The sequence below is a fragment of the Streptomyces taklimakanensis genome (assembly GCF_009709575.1).
GTDB lineage: Bacteria > Actinomycetota > Actinomycetes > Streptomycetales > Streptomycetaceae > Streptomyces > Streptomyces taklimakanensis.
The window spans coordinates 5,680,035-5,699,603 of sequence record NZ_WIXO01000001.1; the positions used below are offsets into that span (position 1 = coordinate 5,680,035).

Below are 19,569 nucleotides of genomic sequence, written 5' to 3' on the forward strand. Positions count from 1 at the left end.
CGCGACCACGGCCGTACCGTCGAAGTCCCCCCATCCGGCCGCACCATCCGTCGAACGCGCCGAAACGGGGTGGACGTCCGGCGGCCGGGCGGGCATCCTGCCCGGATGCCGATCAGAGAAGCCGGTGTGGACGACTGGCCCGCCATCTGGCCCTTCTTCCACACGATCGTCGCCGCGGGCGAGACCTTCACCTACCCGACGGATCTCGACGAGGAACAGGGCCGCGACTGGTGGCTCCTTCCGGCCCCGAACCGTACGGTCGTCGCCGTCGACGACTCGGGCGCGGTCCTGGGGACGGCGAAGATGAACCGCAACCACATGGGCAACGCGTCGCACATCGCGAGCGCGAGCTACATGGTCGACCCCGCGCACTCGGGACGGGGCGTGGGCCGGGAGCTGTGCGAGTACACGCTGGAGTGGGCGCGGTCGGCGGGTTACCGCGCCATCCAGTTCAACGCCGTCGTGGAGACCAACACCCGCGCGGTGGGACTGTACAAGTCGCTCGGTTTCGAGGTGCTGGGCACCCTGCCGGAGGGGTTCCGGCATCCGACGCGGGGTTATGTCGGGCTGCACATCATGCACCGCGCGCTCTGAGGAAGCGCGGCCCCGCCGGAACCGATCCACCGGCATTCCCGTCGCCTTCTCGTTCCCTCCGCGTTCCGCGCGCGATGTCGCACCGCGGGCTTGAACGCTCCCGTGCGCTGTGCTTGGCTGACGGAAAAGGCGGGGTGTTTTCCCGGCGGTTGCCGCCGGGATGTGTTCGAGGCGATGGAAGGCGGGAGATGGCGCGCTCTGTTCTCGCCACCGGGGGAAACCGGGGAATCGGAAAGGCAATAGCCCTTTCCTTTGTGGAGTCGGGGGATCGTGTGGCGGTCACCTACCGGACGGGCGCGCCGCCGGACGGTTTCCTGGGCGTTCGGTGTGACGTCACGGACAGCGCCCAGGTGGATCTCGCGTTCGAACGGGTCGAAGAGGCGCACGGGCCGGTGGAGGTGCTTGTGGCCAATGCCGGAGTCACCCGGGACAAACTCCTCGCGGTAATGCGTGACGAGGAATTCAACACCGTTCTCGACACGAATCTGGCCGGCGCTTTCCGGGTTGCCCGGCGTGCGCTCCATCCGATGATGCGCGCTCGTGGCGGGCGTATCGTACTGCTCTCCTCAGTGGCCGGAATGCTGGGTTCGGCGGGGCAGACGAACTACGCCGCCTCGAAAGCGGGGCTCATCGGTTTCGGCCGTTCCCTGGCACGCGAGGTCGCGTCGCGCAACATCACGGTGAACGTGGTCGCGCCGGGCGTCATCGACACCGACATGACGACCGCGCTTCCCGAACGGCGCCGGGCCGAGATGGTGGCCGCCGTGCCGCTCGGGCGCAGCGGCTCCGCCGAGGAGGTCGCGCGGGTGGTGCGCTTCGTCGCCGGCCCGGACGCCGGCTACGTCACCGGCGCCGTCCTCCCCGTCGACGGCGGCTTGGGCATGGGGCACTGACAGGGGTCACCGAGCCGCCGATTCGCCGCGCCCCGGCCGGCACCGGGCCGGCGGCTCGCCCGCGTCGGTGCCGGCGAGGAAGCGCACCGCGCGTTCCAGCCCCGTCCGCAGCGGCACGCGCGGCTCCCAGCCGGTGACCTCGCGGAAGGCCGAGGCGTCCACGGTGTAGCTGTGGAAGTCCGGCGGCGTGGCGTGGGCCGGCGGATCCACGGTGACGACGGGCACCGGCGGCCGCCCGGTCCGCTCCGCCGCCACCTCGGCGACCGCGGCGAACAGGTCGGTCAGTCGGGTGGGCCGCCCGGTGCCCACGACCCAGTGCCGTCCGGCCAGCGCGTCGGTGTGGTCCAGCGCGGCGACGAGCGCCCGGGCCGCGTCCGTCACGTACAGCACGTCCCGCGCGATCCCCCCGTCCCGCCACACCGTCAGCGGCTCGCCCGCCAGCGCCCGCCGCGCCATCGCGGTGACGACGCCCCGGTCCACCGCGGTCGGCGTCGGGCAGTCCCCGAACACCGTGGGCGGCCGCACCGAGACGGCTCGCAGGACGCCTTCGGCCGTCGCCGCCAGCCCCGGCCCGCGCGGGGCGAGCAGCGGTTGCGACCAGTTCGCCACCTCCCGGTCGCCGGCCGTCACCCGCACGGCGATGATCCGGAAGTCCCGGCCCGCGTCGTCGGTCAGCTCCCACGCGGTCCGGGACCACCCGCCGACCTCGGCGAGCGGCAGCAGCCGGACGTTCCACGCGCAGCGGCTCTTGGCGTCGTTGAGCCAGGTGCGCACCTCCTGCTCGCCGTGCCGCCCGACGGCCGGATCGCGGTAGGAGCGGGCGAGCGCCCGCAGGAACGGGTCGTCGCCGGTGTCGGGTGGGCGGAAGAACGGCGCGCAGGCCAGCACCGAGCGGGCGTCCATGTTGACCAGGTGGTCCACCCGCAGCAACCGCCGCAGTTCCTCCAGTTCCACCCAGTGGTGGTTCGGGTGTTCCGTGACGTCACCCGTGGCCTCCACCACCATGTTGCGGTTGCGTTTGTGCCGGAACCACGCGCCCTGCTCGGACTGCAGGGTGTCCACCAGCACCCGCCCGCGCGCCGTGCCGACGAAGTGTTCCAGGTGCCGGGTGGCGGCGCCGCGGTGGACGCGGGTGTAGTTGCTCTGCGTGGCCTGCACGGTCGGCGACAACTGCACCGAACCGATGTTGCCCGGCTCGGCCTTCGCCTGCATCAGCGCGTGCGGCACGCCGCCGAACCGCTTGACCAGGATGCCGAGCACCCCGATCTCGGGTTGGGCGATGATCGGCTGGTCGTGCACGGCCGTGCCGGCGTCGTACCGGCGCAGTCCGGTGACGGTGAAGAACCGACCACTGGCGTGGGCGAGGTCGCCGCCGGCGGGCGCGAAACCCCACTGGTCGAGGTCGGCGAACGGTATGGGCGTGACCGTCAGCCGGGCCGCGCGTCGGCGTTCGGCCCACCAGGCGGCGAAGCGACCGCCCGCCGCGGAGGCCGGGACGGCGCGGCGGGGGCGGCGTGGGAGACGTCGATGGCGGCTACCTCCTCCGGGCGGGGCGCACGGCGCCGGCGGGCGTGGGCGTGGGCGTGGTGGGGAAGCGGGTGAGCGGGAGCGCGGGGGAGTGCCGGGACATCGCGGTCCGGTCAGAGTCGCGCCAGCACCTCGCACAGGGCGTCGACGACCCGGCCCTGGTCGTCGAGGCGCAGCGACGGGTACATGGGCAGCGAGAAGATGCCGCCCGCCAACTCCTCGGTCACCGGCAGGTCGCCCCGCCGGTAGCCGAGGTGCGCGAAGCCGCGCACCGTGTGCACCGGCCAGGGATAGCTGATGTTGAGCGAGATGCCGCGTCGCTCCAGCTCCCGCAGGATGGTGTCCCGCTGCGGGTGGCGCACCACGTACACGTAGTACACGTGGTCGTTGCCCGGCGCCGCCGCGGGCAGGACGAGGTCGGTGTCGGCCAGCGCCCGCGCGTAGCGGTCGGCGACGGCGCGCCGGGCCTTGACGTAGGTGTCCAGCCGGGCCGGCTTGCGTCGCAGGATCTCCGCCTGGACCTCGTCCAGCCGGCTGTTGTGGCCCGGTGTGGCCTCGACGTGGTAGCGGTCCTCCATGCCGTAGTAGCGCAGCCTGCGCAGCGCCGCGGCGGTGTCGGCGTCACGGGTGAGGACGGCTCCGCCGTCCCCGTAGGCGCCCAGCACCTTCGTCGGGTAGAAGGAGAAGGCCGCGGCCGCGCCCGTCGTCCCGGCGAGACGGCCGTGGCGGCGCGCCCGTGCGCCTGCGCGCAGTCCTCCAGGACGACCAGACCGTGCCTCCGCGCCAGTTCCTCCAGCGGTGCCAGGTCGACGCACTGGCCGTACAGGTGGACCGGCAGCAGACAGCGGGTGCGTTCGGTGACGGCCTCGGGCACCCGGTCCACGTCCATCAGGTACGTGTCGGGGTCGACGTCCACGAAGACCGGCACGGCCCCCACGGCGTCGAGGATGTCGTCACGTTCGGCGTGGAACTCGTCGAGGTAGTCCCAGACACCAAGGGTCATGGGCGGTGGGCTCCATTCCCGAGTCGGGTCCCGGCGGGAAGGGTGGCGGGACGGCGGGCCGTGGCGGCGGACTCGTCCAACACGGCGACGATCCACGCCGAGAGTTCCTGCCCCGGTTGGCGGCGGCCTTCTCCCACCGGGTGCGGCGTTCGGCGGAGACGCTCACCCGGACGTTGGTCGACGGCCTCCGCTCCGGCGAGGGCTTCAGTCCCGCCTTGATGCGGCGCCGTAACTCGTTCCTCGACCAGCCGTACCGCTCGGCCTGACCGAGCCACCTGTCCTGCAGTTCACGGCTGAGGCTCGCCACCTCGGCGTGGTGCTGGAGGCTCAGTCCGTCCCGTCGGCGGGACGGCGGGAACTTCCGGGCTATCCAGGCGTAGTTGCGTAGCGTCTGATAGTCCAGCGAGGTCTTTTCGATGGCCTGCTGGTAGCGGCCGGGATACTTTTCCTGACTGTGCATCAGCCAGTCGCCGAGCCACCGGGAAGAGGAATCGGAGATCACGGATATCTGCTCTCCGATGCTCCTCCAGTCGTCGAGTGAGATCTCCTCCGGAAGGGCTAAGAAGGTGCGCCGTGTGTGCCTTCCCGTCGAGCGCCAACCGGTCTCGGGCGCCTCGTGCTGCGGGTGCGGTTTCTCCCGAGTTCACCATGCGCGGTCTCCAACTCCTCGTCGAGTCGGGACCGAAGATATGCGAGGAATCGGATGGTCGCTACCGTGCTCTCCGGGGCGGGAGAGGAAGAGGAATGCGTTGACGTGGTGTCAGTGGGCTTTGTCGAGGAAGGCCGTCGCGAGGCGTCTTCGGGAAGGACGGATCGGGAGGCGCGGAATCGGTGCGCGGCCGGGACGGGGGCCGTCCGGCTCCGCGGATCCGGACGGCCCCGACGGGGTCATGCCGTGGCCACCGCGACCGCCCAGCCGATGTAGAGGAGGTTGACCAGCAGCCGCGCCACCGCGCCGACCGGCCGCTCCAGCAGGCCGGGCCGGTCGGGACGCGCGTGCCACAGGGCGTCGAGGTGGGAGACCAGGTAGACGGTGATGAGCGCGGCGGCGGCCCACCCGCCGGCGGGCCGGGTGCCCGGGTACAGGACCAGCGCGCCCGCGACGATGTCGGCGACTCCGCTGACAATGACCAGGTGCCGGGCTCCGCCGAGCCAGGACGGGACCAGGCCGTGGAAGTGGTCGGGGAGGACGAAGTGCGCGATGCCCGCGGTGATCAGGAGAACGGACAGGGCGACGGCGAGGGCGGTGTGCATGGTGTGATGCTCCGTCCGACCGGCGCGTGGACGCTTGAACGGAACGATCGCCGGATCGTGTTCGCGTCCGGCGCCGAGATCACGATGTTCGCCGACACCGGTGCGTCCGGTGTCGCCCGACACCGCCACCCGGCGTGGAAGGTCGTCCTGTCGATCGGCGGCCGGGTGGAGGTCGACCGGTACGGGGGACGTCCGGTCGTGGCGCCGGGGGTGGTCGTACCTCCTCAACTCGCCCACACCTGCAGGGCGACGTCCGCCTTCGTCGCGCTCTTCGTCGATCCCTGGCTGCTGTGTCCCGGTCCGGGGGTGACGCGACTCGACGAGCCCGCGGTGCGGCGGATCCTGGCGGCGCTGGGCGGCGTCGACGCGCACGGCCCCCGAGAGCGGCCGGACTTCACCGAGGCCCGGGCCGAACTCACCGCCGTGGCCGGAGCCGGGCACGTTCCGGACCCCAGGGTGCTCCACGCACTGCGAAGGAGCGTGGCGCCCGGCTCCCTCGACGCCGTCGCCGCCGATGTCGGGCTCTCGGCACCCCGGCTCCGCGCACTCGTCCGCGCGTCCGTGGGGATCCCGCTCGTCAGGCTCCGACAGTGGGCACGGCTGCGCACCGCGGTCGCCTGTCTGCCCGACGGATCGGCCGCCGCCGCGGCCGCCGCCGGCTTCGCCGACCAGCCGCACCTCATTCGCGTCGCACGCGACCTGACCGGGCGTACTCCCGCCTCGCTGCGGCGCCCCCCGCCTCGGTGAGGCGTGCCGGGTCCGCGCCGGACGGCGGTGCGGCGGCGGACCCGGCACGGGCTCAGGGCGCCCGTCGCGGACGGTCGCGGCGGGCGAGCGGTCTCAGTGCCTCCACCCCCGCTTCCACTTCTCCTTCCACTGCTCCGTCTTCGCTTCCTTCAGGGTGGACCGCAGCGCGTGGAAGGCGGGCTTGCGGACGAAGTCCTCGGTCATGACCGTCGCGGAGCCCTCACCCTCGAAGAACACCGGAACCCAGGAGTACTTGTCGGTGAAGCCCCAGATCGTGAAGGAGTTGCAGTCCGCCACGGCCAGGCAGGCCGACAGGGTCCGCTGGTACCAGTCGGCCTGCTGCTCCAGCTGGGCCCGGGTGGGCTTGCCGCTCTCCGGCAGGTCCATGCGGACGTCCAGCTCGGTGATGGCCGTCTCCAGGCCGAGCTCGTCGAACCGGCGCAGGTTCTCCTCGAGACTGCTCGGGAAGCCGTAGCGCATGCTCAGGTGCGCCTGAGCGGAGAAACCGTGCACGGGGACACCCTGCGCGAGCAGCTCTCGGGTGAGCTCGTGGTAGGCGTCGCTCTTGGCGTTGACGTCCTCGACGCCGTAGTCGTTGAAGAACAGCTTCGCCTTCGGGTCGGCCTGGTGCGCCCAGCGGAAGGCGTCGGCGATGATGCCCGGGCCGAGCTCGCGGATCCAGATGTTCTCCTCGGTGCGCAGGTTGCCCTGCTCGTCGAAGATCTCGTTGGCCACGTCCCACTGCTGGATCTTGCCGGCGTACCGGCCGACGACGGTGGTGATGTGGTCGTGCAGGATGGCGCGCAGCTCCTCCTTGGAGAAGTCGCCCTCCTCCAGCCACTCGGGGTTCTGACTGTGCCACAGCAGTGTGTGCCCGCGCACGACCTGCTTGTGGCGCTGTGCGAACTCGACGATGGCGTCGGCCGCCTCGAAGTCGTAGCGGTCCCGCTCGGGGTGGAGGAACTCCCACTTCATCTGGTTCTCGGGGGAGACCGAGTTGAACTGCTGCCCCAGGATCTTCCGGTACTTCCGGTCCGAGGTGAAGGGGTCCGGATAGTCCTGCTCCAGGTGGTGGCCGCCGCCCGCCACGGCGGTGCCCACGTAGAACCCCTCGGGAGCGGCCCAACGCAGCCGGTCGAACTTGGCGTTGGAGTGAGGGGCCGCCTGGTGGTCGGAGGGCGGTGCGGCCGTGGCCGATGTCGCCGCCAGCGGCAGCGTCAGGGCTGCCGCGGTGAACGCGGCGGTGACGAAGCGGATGGATCTCATCGGAGGACTCTCATTTCGGTCGACCGTTTTAAAGTTTCCGGAAATTTTCCGGATGCTTGGTTCAGGGACGCTAAGGGCTCGTCGGGCGGGAGGTCAATACCCGTGCAGGGTCCCGTGGTCGCCGGAATCCCGCCCCCGGGGCTCCGGGGTGTCGCGCACGGCGGAACCGGGCCCGGAACCGCCCCGAACCGTGATCGTCTCCGTTGTCGCCACAGGGCGGGCGCGTCCGCGACCACCGGCGCCGCGACGGCCGCGCCGGAAGGTCCGGTCGTCCCGCGGGGCACCCCGCCCGAACGACCGCGTCCTCGGTGCCGACCCCACAGGGCCGGAACCGAGGACGCGATCGCGCCGCGGGCGATGCCCCGCGGGCTCGGACCTCACCCCGACACTCGGGGTCCGGGCTTGAAACCGTGCGTCCTCGCCGCGCCGACGACCGCGAGGGCGAACAGGGACAGGGCGAGCAGAACCCACGGGAACGAGGCCGCGCCGGTGGACTCCAGCAGGAGACCGCCGACCACACCGCCACCCGCCACGGCGAGGTTGAAGACCGTGACGAGCATGGACTGGGCGACGTCCGCGCCGTCACCGGCGGTGTCGGCGATCGCCGTCTGCAGCAGGGTCGGCGCGCCGCCGAAGGTCAGCCCCCAGGCCACCACGCCGACGACCACCGCGACCGGCGAGTCGTGGCCGATGCCGAGCACCAGGGAGGCGACGGCGAGACCGGCGAGGCTGAGGAGCGTGATCGCGCGGAGACCGCGGTCGACGAACATGCCGGTGAACCAGATGCCGACGATGGCGGTGGCGCCGAAGACCAACAGCATCACGTCGACGCGGTCACCGAGGCCGGCCTGGCCCATGAACGGCGCGATGTAGGTGTAGAGGACGTTGTGGGCCAGGATCCACAGGAAGATGACCGCGAGGATCGAGCGGATGCCCGGCATCAGGAAGATCTCCCGGATGGGCCTGCGCTGCTCGGCGGTCTGCCCGGGGAAGTCGGGCACCAGGGCGCTCACCCAGACCATCAGCAGCAGCGCCACGGCCGACATGACCCAGAAGACGCCCTGCCATCCGAAGATCGTCCCCAGCCAGGTACCCAGCGGGACACCGAAGGTCAGGGCGATCGGCTGTCCCACGCCGACGACCGCCAGAGCCCGGCCCTGCAGGTGTTCGGGCACCAGGCGCCGGGCGTAGCCGGCGAGCAGACCCCAGATCACGCCGGCCGCCATGCCGGCGACGAAGCGGGCGCCCAGGGTGATCGTGTAGTTCGTCGACAGGGCCGTGACGCTGTTGAAGACGAACAGACCGCCGACGGCGCACAGGAGGAGCGGCCGGCGCCGCACGCTGCGGGTCGCGGCGATCACGGGGATGGCGGCGATCACGGACCCGACCGCGTACAGGGTGACGAGCTGGCCCGCCAGCCCCTCCGACACCCCGAGGCCGCGTCCGATCTGCGGGAGCAGGCCGGCCGGCATCGTCTCCGTCATGATGGCCAGGAAGCCGGCGGCCGTGAAGGCCAGCAACTTCGGATGGGGGAGCCGCTCCTCGGTCGGTTCCGGGTCCAGACGCAGGGCGGTCACTTCTCCGCTGTCAGCGGTGGTCATGAGAGTTCTCCAGTTCGTCGCGGCCCGTCCGGCCGGGCGGGCCGCGACAGTCGGGGTCGGAAGGCGCCGTGTGTCGTCTCCGCGACGGGCGCCGGTGTCAGTGCTCGGACAGCAGGGAGCCGTGGCCGTGGACACGGTCCTGGATGCCGTTCCGGCGCAGGGCGTGCCAGTACAGAACCGTGTTGTTGGAGATGACGGGCTTGCCGAGCCACGTCTCGGCGACGGCGGCGAGACGCGCCATGGCCACGTTGGTGCCGACCTGGACGATCGCCTCGACGTCCGGGCCGTCGATCTCCTCGACCACATCGCGCAGCTGCGTCTCGGAGACGTGGGAGATCTTGGCCGGGCTGGGCATGCCCAACCCCCGGATCCGCACGATGTCGTAGCCGCTGTCCTTGAAGAACCGGCTGACGGAGTCGTCGCCGACCGGCAGGTAAGGGGTGACGACCGCGATGCGCCGGGCCCCGTAGGCGGTCAGCGCGGCGTTGATCGCGTCGGGGCTCATCGTGACGGGCAGGCCGTCCGCGGCCTCCCGCATCGAGGCGAGGACACGGGCGTGGGAATCGGGCCCCTCCCAGTAGCTCTCCGGCGAGACCGCGACGATCACGCAGTCGGGACGGCAACTGACGACGCTCTTGATCGCGGGGTGGGTGGAACGGCGGATGCTCCGCATCACGTGGTCGAAGCCGGGCTCGTCGACCATGGAGTCGTCGCCGATCACCATGCGCCCGGTGTGGTTGGTGACCTGGTGGGGCCGTAGGGCCTCCATCTCGGGTTGGGCCGAGGTGTTGGTCGAGGGGACGACCACGCCGACCTTGAGACGGGGGCCGAGGGAGTCGGTCATTGCCTTGTCCTCTTCCTGTGGGAGTAGGGGCCCGCGCGGGGTTTCGGGCAGGCCCGGACCCGGCCGCCGGCGCGGGAGGCCGGCGGCCGGGGTGCCGACGCGCGGGGCGCGGCGGACCGGTTCAGACGGACCGGTAGCGGGGTTCCTTGATCAGTCGGTGCTCTCGCCCGGTGATCTCGTGGTCGACGACCCGGTCGTTCCACTCCTGTCGGTCGACCGGCCGCAGGGCTATCGAAACGGCGCCGTCGTCGGTGCCGAAGTGCTCGGTGACGACCGCGGTCAGGGCGGCGGCCAGCCGGCGCTTCTGCTCGTCGGTGAATTCCTTGGGGAAGTGCATGATGGTCACGTGAGGCACGGGTGCGGCTCCGTATCCGTCGCGGTGGTCAGCAAAGACCGAGGCGGCCCCGGATCGCGGTGACCAGCTCCGCTACGCCGGGTTCCTTGAGCACGGCGTAGTGGTCGCCGTTCAGCGTGATCATGGTGGCCGGCGTGGCGGAGTAGCCGGAGGCGCCCTCGATGAAGGAGTAGTCGTCCCCAGCGGCTTTGAAGACGGTCACGGGCGCGTCGAGCCGGCGTTCCGCCAGCTCGCGGAAGTTGTAGTCGAACTCGTAGGTCTCCCGGACGATCCGCGTGATGCGCCGCACCAGTTGTTCGTCCAGTGCGGGGATACGGTGACGGACGAACGCCACGAAACCGTCCTCGTCGCGTGCCGCATCCAGGCATCGCTCCACGTCGGGACCGCTGACGGAGCCGGTGAAGACCGAGTGGAGGATCGTCACGTAGGCGGGGTTGGCGTAGGATGCCTCGCGCCCGTGGCGCTCGGCGTCGGCCGCGCGGACCTTCGGGTTGCCGGGGCAGATCAGGAAGAGGTTCTCCACTTTCTCCCCCGACCGCTCCAGTTGCCAGGCCGCCTCGAAGGCGACACGGGCCCCGAAGGAGTAGCCCCACAGCGTGTAGGGCCCCTCGGGCTGTACGCGCCGGATCTCGGCCACGTCGGCGCCGGCCATCTCCTGGACCGTCGGGTAGGGCTCCTCACCGGCGTTGATGCCGTGGGCCTGCACTCCGTAGAACGGCCGGCCGAGGTCGGACTCCCGTCCGAGCAGGCGGAGGTTCATCGGGTAACCGCCGAGCCCGGGCCAGCAGAACACCGGAGCGGCACCGTCACCGCCGTCGTGCAGCCGTACGAGCCGCGAGGCCGGTCCGGCGGAGCCGTCCGCGATGCGAGCGGCGAGGTCGGCCAGTTTCGGTGCCTCGAAGACGACCTGGAGCGGCAGCCGGGTGCCGAACTCCCTGTTGACGCGGTTGACCAGGGCGACGGCGGTGAGGGAGTTGCCGCCCGAGGCGAAGAAGTCGTCCGCGGCGGAGACGTCCTCGTACTTCAGTGCCTTCCCCCAGACCTCGGCGAGCCACCGCTCGTGCGGAGTGGCCGGTGCGACGTACGGGGCGCCACTGCCCGCGGCGCGCACTTCCTCACGGGCGGCCAGGGCCTTCACGTCCACCTTGCCGTTGGCGGTGAGGGGAAGTTCGTCCATCACCAGGACCCGGTTGGGGATCATGTAGTCGGGCAGGAAGGTCGCCAGGTCGTCCTTGACGAGCTCGGCGGGCCCCTTCACATGGACGGCGTCCTCGTTCATGCCCTCGCTGCGGATCTGCTCCTCGCTCACCCTGCCGCCGAGGAAGAAGTACGAGGGGCCCGTCTCGATCCCGCAGGACGTGAGGATGTCGTCCACGCGCCGGGCGGCCGGCAGCGGATTGCCGGACTTGGAGCTGTAGCCGGAGGACATGAGGCCCAGGCCGAGAGCGTTGCGCTGGAGGTGGTGCAGCCTGGCGCCCATGCCGACGTACTCCAGCCACGGCTGTGACGCCCGGCTGACGGCGGTGACACCGAAGGAGGCACGGTCGTACACGGCCTGGTTGATGGCGATCACGTGTCGGCGCTGTATCAGCGTCTCGGAGACGAGTTCGAGGTCGCCGTCCCGGTGGCGGTAGTGACCCGCCGGCAGGCCCGTGACACGTCCGGGGTGCGCCTGCACGTAGATCTCGATCGGGTCCTGCCGGGGCTCCCCGTCGTCGCGGCGGACCTCGAAGGTGCCCAGGTAGTGGTCCTCCTCGGCGACGTCGAGGCGGTCCTTGACGGAGGGCTCGTACGCCAGGGGCCGGATGGTCAGCCCGTACTCGGGCAGGACCTCCTCGAACACCCCCAGCATGTGGCCCGCCTCGAACTCCAGGACCTCCCGGATGTTGTTGGCGTAGACGGGCTCGATGGCCCGTCTCCTGCCGAGGAAGTGGACGTTGAGGAACACGCTGCCGGCCGGACTCGCGGAGGAGGGGGCCGGATCCGCGATCCGCACCAGGGCGTGGTCGACGGGGTGGTAGTAGTACAGGCCCCCGTCCACGCCCCGGAGTCCGGCGGTCTCCAGGTACATCTGGGTCGCGTACAACGCGCCGGGGGAGGCGTAGGAGTACTTCGGCAACAGCCGCTCGTCGCTGTGGAACCGGCCGAACCACCGCAGTGCCTCGCCGAGCTGCGACGGTGTCAGATCCTCCAGGTCGCGCGCCAGGGTGCCGACCGGCCGCGGGGCGAGCAACTCCACGATGTCGGCACGAGTGACCTCCCCTCCGTCGTAGAAGCGGTACGTCTTGCGGGCGAAGGTCTCCCTGCGCTGGCGCTCGGTCTCCTTCCGGCCCGGCAGCGCGAGCACGGGGCGCCCGGCGAGTTCGTCGGCGTCGCGCAGCCCGGGGTTGGACAGTTGCGCCCGCACCTGGAGCTTGTCGGCCTTGGACTGGTGGTGGCCGCCGTGGTTGCCCTGGTCCATCAGGGCCGCTTCCCGGGGGTTCAGCTCGATGCACGCGACCAGGTTCTGGAAGCCGGTGCGCGCGTCGTCGGTGACGACGGCCGCGGCGCGGCGGACCCAGGTGTGCTCTTCGATGGCCACGGCGATCTCGTCCAACTCGACGCGGTGGCCGCGTAACTTGACCTGGTTGTCGACGCGGCCGACGCAGGTGATCGTGCCGTCGGGGTTCCAGTAGGCCAGGTCGCCGGTCCGGTAGAGCCGCTCGGTGGGGACGAACGGCGAGGGGACGAAACGCTCCTCGGTCAGATCGGGCCGGTGCAGGTAGCCGCGGGCCAGTTGGACGCCGCCTATGTACAGCTCGCCGGTCGTGCCGATGTCGACCGGCGCGCGTTCCTCGTCGAGGATGAAGCACTGTGTGTTGTCGACCGGCACGCCGATCGGGACCGAACCGGCGCCGTCGCCGAGCGTGTCGGGATCGACCAGGTGGGCGGTCGCGTTGATCGTGGTCTCCGTCGGCCCGTACAGGTTGACCAGGCTCGCCCACGGAAGTTCGGTGAGCAGTGTGCGGGCGAGCCGCTGCGAGAGCATCTCGCCCCCCGAGAAGACGCGTCGGAGCGTGGTGCAGCTCGCCAGTTCCTCGGTCTCCAGGAGGGCCTGCAGCAGGGTGGGGACACCCTGCAGGGCCGTCACCTCGTACCGGCGGACGGTGTCGATCAGCGCCTCGGGGTCCCGGTGGACGCCCGGCGCGCCGACGACGATCCGGGCGCCGGTGGCGGACGCCAGGATCTCCCACTGGGCGGCGTCGAAGCTCATCGGCGTCTTCTGGAGCACGGTCACGTGGCGCCCGAGGTGGCCGATGGTGTGCATCCACCGCAGCTGCGACACGATGCTGCGGTGCTCGATCGTCACCCCCTTCGGCCTGCCGGTGCTGCCGGAGGTGTAGATGACGTACGCGAGCGAGTTCGGGCGCGGTCCGGCGAGGAGCGGGGCCGGCGCGGTCCCCCCGGTGGCCGGGGGGACGTCCCGCGCCTCGTCGAGTGTGACGACCCGCGTGCCGCGCGGAGCGATGCGGGTCAGGCGTTCGCGCAGGTGATCCTGGGTGACGACGATGCTCGTACGGCTGTCCTCGAGCATGTAGCGCAGCCGGTCCTCGGGGTACTCCGGGGACAGCGGCAGATAGGCGGCTCCCGCGATCAGAATCCCCCACGCTCCGATCAGCAGGTCCGGTGACGGCTCGACGTACAGGCCGACGCGGTCGTCGGCTCCCACGGCGAGGTGGCGCAGGTGGGCGGCGAGCCGGTCGCTCGCCTGTCCCAGCTCACGGTAGGTGAGCCGGCGGTCTTCGAAGACGACCGCCACGGCTTCGGGCTCTGCCTCCACCTGCTGCTCCAGCAGGGCGGGCAGGCAGGTGCCGTGTTGCGGTCGGGTGTCGCGTGCGGGCACAGCGGACTGAGCGGTTCTCAAGGTATCCCCCAGTGAATGGCTGGCTCTCCCCCGTGTTCCGCGCCCCGATGTCGCTGTCCGGGTGCGGTGGGAGCCTTCGCGGCGCCGGCGTCAGGAGCGGTTCGTCTCCTGCTCCACAGCGGTGCGATCGAGGACCGGGCGCGCTGCCCGGAGCTCGGCGCCTCAACGACGCCACAGAGGCAACCACACCACCGGGTCCCGGGCAAGGTTTTTTAACGAGCGTTCCACAACTGATAAACTTCACCCATGTCACCACGCCCCAGGAACTTCGATCTCGATCACGCGCTGGACGCGGCCATGGCCACGTTCTGGGACAAGGGGTACGCCGCCACGTCGGCCCAGGACCTGGTGGAGAGCACGGGCTTGGGCCGCGGCAGCCTCTACAACGCGTTCCACAGCAAGCACGACCTGTTCGAGGCGGCCATCGAGCGCTACGACGCCGAGTGGACGACCCGGTTGGTGGCGCTCCTCGAAGAGGGGCCGGGGCTCGCCCGTGACCGAATACGCGCCGTCCTGATGAGCGTGGTGGAGGAGGAGACCGCCGAGGCGCCGGAACACCGCGGCTGTCTCGTGGTCAACACCGCGATGGAGTTGGCGGGCCGGGATCCGCGGGTCACCGAGCTCGTGCGGAGGACCTTCGCGCGCATGGAGGCGGCGTTGACGGCCTGTGTCGAGCAGGGGTGGCGCGACGGCTCGATCGAGGAGACCGCGGCCTCCCGCTCCCTGGCGCTGCATTTGCTCAACTCGCTGTACGGCCTCCGCGTGTTGGGCAAGGTGGCCGATCGCGAGACCCTGGTCGGTGTCGTGGACCGGGCCCTGCCGCCGCTTCCATAGCGGTGCGCGGGCTCTTGCGCCGGGTGGCCGTCAGGGCTCCTCGGGGGTGGCGGAACCCTCCAGCCTCAGCAGGCTGTCCAGCAGTCCCGGAAAGCGTTCCTCGAAGTCCGGGCGCAACCGCAGCAGCATGCCCGTACCGGTGCTGCGCTGGAGGATGAACCCTGCCTCGCGGAGCACCTTCCAGTGGTAGGAGCGGGTCGATTTCGAGCCCGGTACGTCGAGCGTGGAGCAGGCGACCTCGGTTCCGGGTTCCGAGGCGAGCCGGACCACCACTCGGCGTCGATGCCGGTCGGCCAACGCGGCGTACACGGCGCCGAGTTCCACCGCCTCCAGCGGCGGATGAGACAGCTGAACGGGCATCCGCGGCCTTTCACCGAGAGGTCGTCGAAGAGCGTTGCCAGCATAACCGGGGCCCTCTAGGGTGAAGTGGTTCGAAAATTTTCGAACCCTGGGCCATGGCACGTGCCCCGCGCATTCCGATCACCCGACACCACGGCAGGAGTCACCCCATGTCCACGGCACAACCGACCATCGCGGTTTTGGGCACCGGCATCATCGGCGCCCCCGTCGCGCGCAACCTGAGCAAGAGCGGTTTCGCCGTTCGGGCGTGGAACCGCACCGGAAGCAAGGCCGAGGCGCTGACCGCCGACGGTGTGCGCGCCGTCGACACCCCGGCCGACGCGGTCGCGGACGCCGATGTGGTCCTGACCGCCCTCAACGACGGCCCCCGCGTCCTGGAGGCCATGGAGGCGGCCGCTCCGGGACTGGCCGAGGGCGCGATCTGGGTGCAGACCAGCACGGTGGGGGAGGAGGTCGACCGGCTCGCCGCCCACGCCGCCGAGGCCGGCCTGGTGTTCGTCGACGCCCCCGTGCAGGGCACCCGACAACCCGCCGAACTGGGCAAACTGGTGATCATGGCAGCCGGGCCGCAGGTCGTGCGCCCCACCGTGCAGCCGATCTTCGACGCCATCGGCTCGCGCACCGTGTGGGTCGGGGAGGACGGCGCCTCCGGAGCGGCCAGCCGTCTGAAGCTCGTCCTCAACACCTGGGTGATCGCGCTGACCCACGGCGTCGGCGAGGCGCTGGCCCTGGCCGACCGGCTGGGCGTCGAGCCGGAGCACTTCCTCGACGTCGTCGCGGGCGGCCCGATGGACAACGGCTTCTTCCGGGCCAAGTCCTCCGCGATCCTCTCCGGCGACTACACCCCCAGCTTCTCCGTGGACAACTCCGAGAAGGACGCCCGGCTCGTGTTGGAGGCGGCTCGGCGCGTCGGTGTCCGTCTGGACTGCGTCGAGGCGGGCCACCGACGCTTTCGGCGCGCTTCGGAACAGGGGCACGGGGGCAGGGACATGGCGGCCGGTTACTTCGCGAGCTTCGACGCGTAGAGCACCGAGGCGGCCGACGGCACCCGGCCGGGGGAGGGGGCGGCCGCTCGGCCGGTTCCGTCCTCCCGGTCGGAAGTCGCGTGCGGGACGGTCCGTCGACGTGGCGCGTGTCTTGTTCTCGGCGCTTCGGTCGTCGCCTCCGCGCCGTAGGGTGACGGGGACCGTGGTCGCCGCGTCGCGCCCGTCGGGCCGGGGCGCGGGCCGTGCCGGACGAGAGACGAGGGTGTCGATGGTGAGGAAAGACCCTTGGGTGAGGGAACTGCGCAGGAGCGAGCGGCCCACGGCGCACGTGGTCCTCCTCCCGCACGCCGGGGGCGCCGCCACGTTCTTCGCGTCGTTCGCGCGGCACTTCCCCGAGGGCTTCGACGTCTCGGCGGTCCAGTACCCCGGACGGCAGGAGCGCCTCGGCGAACCCTTCGTCACCACCATCGAGGAGCTCGCCGACCGACTGACGCCGTCCTGCCGCCGGTATGCCGCCGACACCGTGCCGCTCGTGCTCTTCGGTCACAGCATGGGAGCGGCCGTGGCCTTCGAGACGGCGCTCCGACTCGCCGCCGAGGGCACGACGGCGCGGTGTCGTCTGGTCGTCTCCGGCAGGTCCGCTCCGTCGGTGCGTCGGGAGAGCCACGTGCATCGCGGCACGGACCGGGAGATCCTCGACCACCTCGCCGAGTTGGGGGGAACCGACACCGAGGTCATGCGGGAGCCGGAGCTCATGAGCATGATCATGCCCGCCATTCGCAACGACTACCGTGCGATCGAGCTGTACCGGCCGGCGGCGAACGTCGTGGTGGACATGCCGGTCATGTGCCTCACGGGCGACCGGGACCGGTGGGTCACGCACGAGGGGGCCGCCGCGTGGAAGGACCACACGTCCGCGGACTTCCGGCTGAGGACCTTTCCGGGAGGGCACTTCTACCTGACGGAGCACCGGGAGGCCGTGGCGCGCCTGGTGGCGGAGTGGGGCGGCTCCGTGCGCGATCGCCCCTCCCCGGGCGCCGACGGGTGACGCGCGGCGGGCCGGGCCGGGGGAGTTCGCGCCACCGGTGACGCCGGCCGCGGCCGGCGGGTGCTCGGTCCCGTGGGCGGGACGCCGCACGGGAGTTGATTCGCGAGGATGCACGACTCGCGCGAATCGTGCGCCGGCGCGCCCCCGTGCGCCCTTCTGTGCTGCGTGACCCGTGCTCGGCCGGTGTCCCCGGCCGGCCGTGCCACCCGAGGAGGACCGACCGGAGACCGACGGCCCGGTGGCGGGCCGACCGGCGTCCCGCGGACGTTGCACGTGGTCGGGGGTGTGGCAGCCCGGTACCGGGGACCGGGGCCGGGGTGTCCGCGGTGACGCCGCACGGATTTTTTCGACGGAGGGGTGTTTGCGGGTGCTCCGCAGGGGCACCCGCAGGGGCGGCGATCCGGCTCCCGAGCCGTCGTACGACGGGGCGGGCTTTCGCTGAAGCTGCTCGACGGCCGCGGCGGAAGGGCGAGAGAAACGCCCTCCGTGAAAATTCAGGGGGTTGCCATTGTGTGACACACCGTGAAGACTGTGGCCGGGTTCCATCGGGACGAAGGCGCCCAGAGCGCGCATTGCGCCACTGCTCGGACAGCACCCGTCGAGCGTGTGCTCCTTCGTTCCGTACTCAGGCGTCAGACCCTCGTGGGTCTTCGCCTGTCCGTGTGTGTTCGGGGCAATCCGCGCAGCGGCTGCGCGGAGGGTTTCGCTGGGGGGTTTGTGATGCCGGCTTGGTCCGCTGGGTGGATGCCACCGCCCGTCCTCGACCGGACGGAAGACCGAAGTGCGGTTGGGCGAATGTGTTGATCCGGTCCGAGCGACTCCGGTGACGAGCCGATGACGACCGCGCGGCCCGCCGGGGACGTCGCCGTGCCCCGCACCCCGCCGTCCGGGAGGGATCGGCGGACCGGTTGACGCCGCCGTCGGGCTCGGCCGTACGGTCGGCCGACGGCCGGAACGCACGTCACCGCACGCCGCTCCTCGCCGGCACGGGCCACGAGCCCTCCGGCGCAGCACGGCCCACCACGACCGTGGCCCCGTCGCGCCCGCACGCCCCACCCAAGGGAGAAAAGGTGACCAGCAGCCAACTGAGACAGAGAGCCTCGGCCTTCGACGCGTTAGCCGACCGGTGGCGGTCCTTACACGCCTCCGGGCCCGTGCTGTACGACGAGAAGCAGGGCCTGTGGCAGGTCGTGGACCACCGGGGCGTCGCCGCCGTACTCGCCGACCCGGTGACGTACTCCTCGGACCTCTCCCCGATCACCCCCACCCAGAAGGACTTCGAGGCCTTCCGGCAGGGCAACTTCGTCGGCATGGACCCGCCGGAGCACCGCAAGCTCCGCACGCTGGTGAGCCAGGCGTTCACCCCGCGAGTGGTGCACGGACTGGAACCGCGCATCGAGGACGTGTGCGCGCGCCTGCTGGACGCCGTCGCCGACCGCGACCGGTTCGACCTCGTCGACGCGCTGGCCTATCCGCTCCCCATCATCGTGATCGCCGAACTGCTCGGCGTGCCGGCCGAGGACCACAGGCTGTTCCAGGAGTGGGCGAGCACCCTGTTCGGCGGCGACCGGCTCGGCGAGACGCTCGACATGGCCGACCTGGAGCGGGCGCTGAAGGCCATCGCCCCGACCGTCCGCGAGATGAGCGGCTACGTCCTGGAGCACATCCGCCACCGTCGCGCGCACCCCGGCGAGGACCTCACCAGCAAACTCCTCACCGCCGAGGTGGGCGGCACCCGACTGAGGGACGAGGAGATCGTCGGGTTCGTGGCCCTGCTGCTGGTCGCCGGGCACATCACCACCACCGCCCTGCTGGGCAACGCCGTCGTGACCTTCGACCGGCACCCCGGCACGCTCGGCGCGCTGCGCGCCGACCCCGCCCGACTGCCGGACGCCGTCGAGGAGGTGCTGCGCTGGCTGCCCCCCTTCCCCGAACTGGGCCGCCGCACCACCCGGCCCGTGGTCCTCGGCGGACACGACATCCCGGCCGACGCCCTGGTGATGGCCCACCTGGGAGCCGCCAACCGCGACCCGGCCCGCTTCACCGCGCCGGACGTCCTCGACGTGACCCGCAGCCCGAACCCCCACCTGACCTTCGGGCACGGCATCCACTTCTGCTTCGGCGCGCCACTGGCCCGACTGGAGGCACGGATCGCGCTGCGCATGCTGCTCGATCGCTTCCGCCACATCGCCATCCCGTCACCCGACGAGGTCACGTTCCAGAACCCGGCCGTGATCGTCGGCGTACGCCACCTGCCGATCGAGGTCGACCGGCCGTAGCGCCGGCCGCCGCCGCACCGGCCGGCCCCGCACCGCTCACCTCGCGGACCGGCCCGGTACCTTCCCCGCCACAT

General features: G+C 71.4%; 16 protein-coding genes and 1 pseudogene. 7 read left to right on the plus strand and 10 right to left on the minus strand.

All coding sequences use genetic code 11. The features are described from left to right. Nucleotides 1-105: 105 nt before the first annotated feature. Nucleotides 106-594 carry a GNAT family N-acetyltransferase gene (locus F0L17_RS25090; protein ID WP_155072813.1) on the plus strand — a complete coding sequence of 163 codons (489 nt, stop codon included), beginning with the start codon at nt 106-108 and terminating at the stop codon, nt 592-594. Nucleotides 595-782: 188 nt separating this feature from the next. Next, nucleotides 783-1,487, plus strand: coding sequence for a 3-oxoacyl-ACP reductase FabG (gene fabG, locus F0L17_RS25095; protein ID WP_155072814.1), 705 nt, complete (start codon nt 783-785; stop codon nt 1,485-1,487). 6 nt (nt 1,488-1,493) lie between these two features. On the opposite strand, the gene F0L17_RS25100 is transcribed toward fabG, so the two are convergent. The 4 genes and pseudogenes from F0L17_RS25100 to F0L17_RS25115 all read right to left on the minus strand — a co-directional run bounded on the left by F0L17_RS25100 (nt 1,494) and on the right by F0L17_RS25115 (nt 5,271). Next, nucleotides 1,494-3,152 (minus strand): NDP-hexose 2,3-dehydratase family protein, encoded by a 1,659-nt coding sequence (locus F0L17_RS25100; protein WP_155072815.1) that lies wholly within the window; start codon nt 3,150-3,152, stop codon nt 1,494-1,496. Then, nucleotides 3,128-3,960, minus strand: a pseudogene (locus F0L17_RS25105) (DegT/DnrJ/EryC1/StrS family aminotransferase); the annotation flags it as partial. The pseudogene F0L17_RS25105 and the gene F0L17_RS25100, both read right to left, overlap by 25 nt. Before the next feature lie 7 nt (nt 3,961-3,967). Continuing rightward, complete coding sequence (locus F0L17_RS28575) at nt 3,968-4,561, minus strand: LmbU family transcriptional regulator (RefSeq protein ID WP_420802483.1); 594 nt, start codon at nt 4,559-4,561, stop codon at nt 3,968-3,970. Between the two features lie 344 nt (nt 4,562-4,905). Next, a complete protein-coding gene (locus F0L17_RS25115; protein ID WP_155072817.1) occupies nt 4,906-5,271 on the minus strand; it encodes a DoxX family protein in 366 nt (121 codons plus the stop codon). A 57-nt stretch (nt 5,272-5,328) separates the two neighbouring features. Between F0L17_RS25115 and F0L17_RS27880 the strand changes: the two genes are divergently transcribed. Continuing rightward, nucleotides 5,329-6,018 carry a helix-turn-helix domain-containing protein gene (locus F0L17_RS27880; RefSeq protein WP_338018214.1) on the plus strand — a complete coding sequence of 230 codons (690 nt, stop codon included), beginning with the start codon at nt 5,329-5,331 and terminating at the stop codon, nt 6,016-6,018. Nucleotides 6,019-6,111: 93 nt separating this feature from the next. Here the strand turns inward: F0L17_RS27880 and F0L17_RS25125 are convergent, their stop codons facing one another. From F0L17_RS25125 to F0L17_RS25145, 5 genes are all read right to left on the minus strand, one after another. Continuing rightward, nucleotides 6,112-7,284, minus strand: coding sequence for an endo-1,4-beta-xylanase (locus F0L17_RS25125; RefSeq protein ID WP_155072818.1), 1,173 nt, complete (start codon nt 7,282-7,284; stop codon nt 6,112-6,114). Between the two features lie 377 nt (nt 7,285-7,661). Then, a complete protein-coding gene (locus tag F0L17_RS25130) occupies nt 7,662-8,885 on the minus strand; it encodes an MFS transporter (RefSeq protein WP_155072819.1) in 1,224 nt (407 codons plus the stop codon). 97 nt (nt 8,886-8,982) lie between these two features. Then, nucleotides 8,983-9,729 carry a maleate cis-trans isomerase family protein gene (locus tag F0L17_RS25135; protein WP_155072820.1) on the minus strand — a complete coding sequence of 249 codons (747 nt, stop codon included), beginning with the start codon at nt 9,727-9,729 and terminating at the stop codon, nt 8,983-8,985. A gap of 121 nt (nt 9,730-9,850) precedes the next feature. Continuing rightward, a complete protein-coding gene (locus F0L17_RS25140) occupies nt 9,851-10,084 on the minus strand; it encodes a tautomerase family protein (RefSeq protein WP_162466671.1) in 234 nt (77 codons plus the stop codon). Between the two features lie 28 nt (nt 10,085-10,112). After that, a complete protein-coding gene (locus F0L17_RS25145; RefSeq protein WP_162466672.1) occupies nt 10,113-13,967 on the minus strand; it encodes an amino acid adenylation domain-containing protein in 3,855 nt (1,284 codons plus the stop codon). A 267-nt stretch (nt 13,968-14,234) separates the two neighbouring features. Between F0L17_RS25145 and F0L17_RS25150 the strand changes: the two genes are divergently transcribed. Next, nucleotides 14,235-14,822 (plus strand): TetR/AcrR family transcriptional regulator, encoded by a 588-nt coding sequence (locus tag F0L17_RS25150; RefSeq protein WP_155072822.1) that lies wholly within the window; start codon nt 14,235-14,237, stop codon nt 14,820-14,822. A 30-nt stretch (nt 14,823-14,852) separates the two neighbouring features. Here F0L17_RS25150 and F0L17_RS25155 read toward each other — a convergent pair whose 3' ends face one another. Continuing rightward, complete coding sequence (locus tag F0L17_RS25155; RefSeq protein WP_155072823.1) at nt 14,853-15,182, minus strand: ArsR/SmtB family transcription factor; 330 nt, start codon at nt 15,180-15,182, stop codon at nt 14,853-14,855. 149 nt (nt 15,183-15,331) lie between these two features. On the opposite strand from F0L17_RS25155, the gene F0L17_RS25160 reads away from it, so the two are divergent. From F0L17_RS25160 to F0L17_RS25170, 3 genes are all read left to right on the plus strand, one after another. Then, on the plus strand, nt 15,332-16,207 hold the full coding sequence (locus F0L17_RS25160) for an NAD(P)-dependent oxidoreductase (protein WP_155072824.1): 876 nt from the start codon (nt 15,332-15,334) through the stop codon (nt 16,205-16,207). Nucleotides 16,208-16,457: 250 nt separating this feature from the next. Beyond that, complete coding sequence (locus tag F0L17_RS25165; RefSeq protein ID WP_162466673.1) at nt 16,458-17,216, plus strand: alpha/beta fold hydrolase; 759 nt, start codon at nt 16,458-16,460, stop codon at nt 17,214-17,216. Nucleotides 17,217-18,286: 1,070 nt separating this feature from the next. Next, the gene (locus F0L17_RS25170; protein ID WP_162466674.1) at nt 18,287-19,495 is read left to right on the plus strand and encodes a cytochrome P450; all 1,209 of its coding nucleotides are present in this window, start codon (nt 18,287-18,289) and stop codon (nt 19,493-19,495) included. Nucleotides 19,496-19,569 lie beyond the last annotated feature (74 nt).

What these genes read in the sequence shown, in the direction of transcription:
- F0L17_RS25125 (WP_155072818.1), bottom strand. Translation starts at nt 7,284, where the DNA reads ATGAGATCCATCCGCTTCGTCACCGCCGCGTTCACCGCGGCAGCCCTG.
- F0L17_RS25155 (WP_155072823.1), bottom strand. Translation starts at nt 15,182, where the DNA reads ATGCCCGTTCAGCTGTCTCATCCGCCGCTGGAGGCGGTGGAACTCGGC.
- F0L17_RS25115 (WP_155072817.1), bottom strand. Translation starts at nt 5,271, where the DNA reads ATGCACACCGCCCTCGCCGTCGCCCTGTCCGTTCTCCTGATCACCGCG.
- F0L17_RS25090 (WP_155072813.1), top strand. Translation starts at nt 106, where the DNA reads ATGCCGATCAGAGAAGCCGGTGTGGACGACTGGCCCGCCATCTGGCCC.
- F0L17_RS25135 (WP_155072820.1), bottom strand. Translation starts at nt 9,729, where the DNA reads ATGACCGACTCCCTCGGCCCCCGTCTCAAGGTCGGCGTGGTCGTCCCC.
- F0L17_RS25160 (WP_155072824.1), top strand. Translation starts at nt 15,332, where the DNA reads ATGTCCACGGCACAACCGACCATCGCGGTTTTGGGCACCGGCATCATC.
- fabG (WP_155072814.1), top strand. Translation starts at nt 783, where the DNA reads ATGGCGCGCTCTGTTCTCGCCACCGGGGGAAACCGGGGAATCGGAAAG.
- F0L17_RS25150 (WP_155072822.1), top strand. Translation starts at nt 14,235, where the DNA reads ATGTCACCACGCCCCAGGAACTTCGATCTCGATCACGCGCTGGACGCG.
- F0L17_RS25130 (WP_155072819.1), bottom strand. Translation starts at nt 8,885, where the DNA reads ATGACCACCGCTGACAGCGGAGAAGTGACCGCCCTGCGTCTGGACCCG.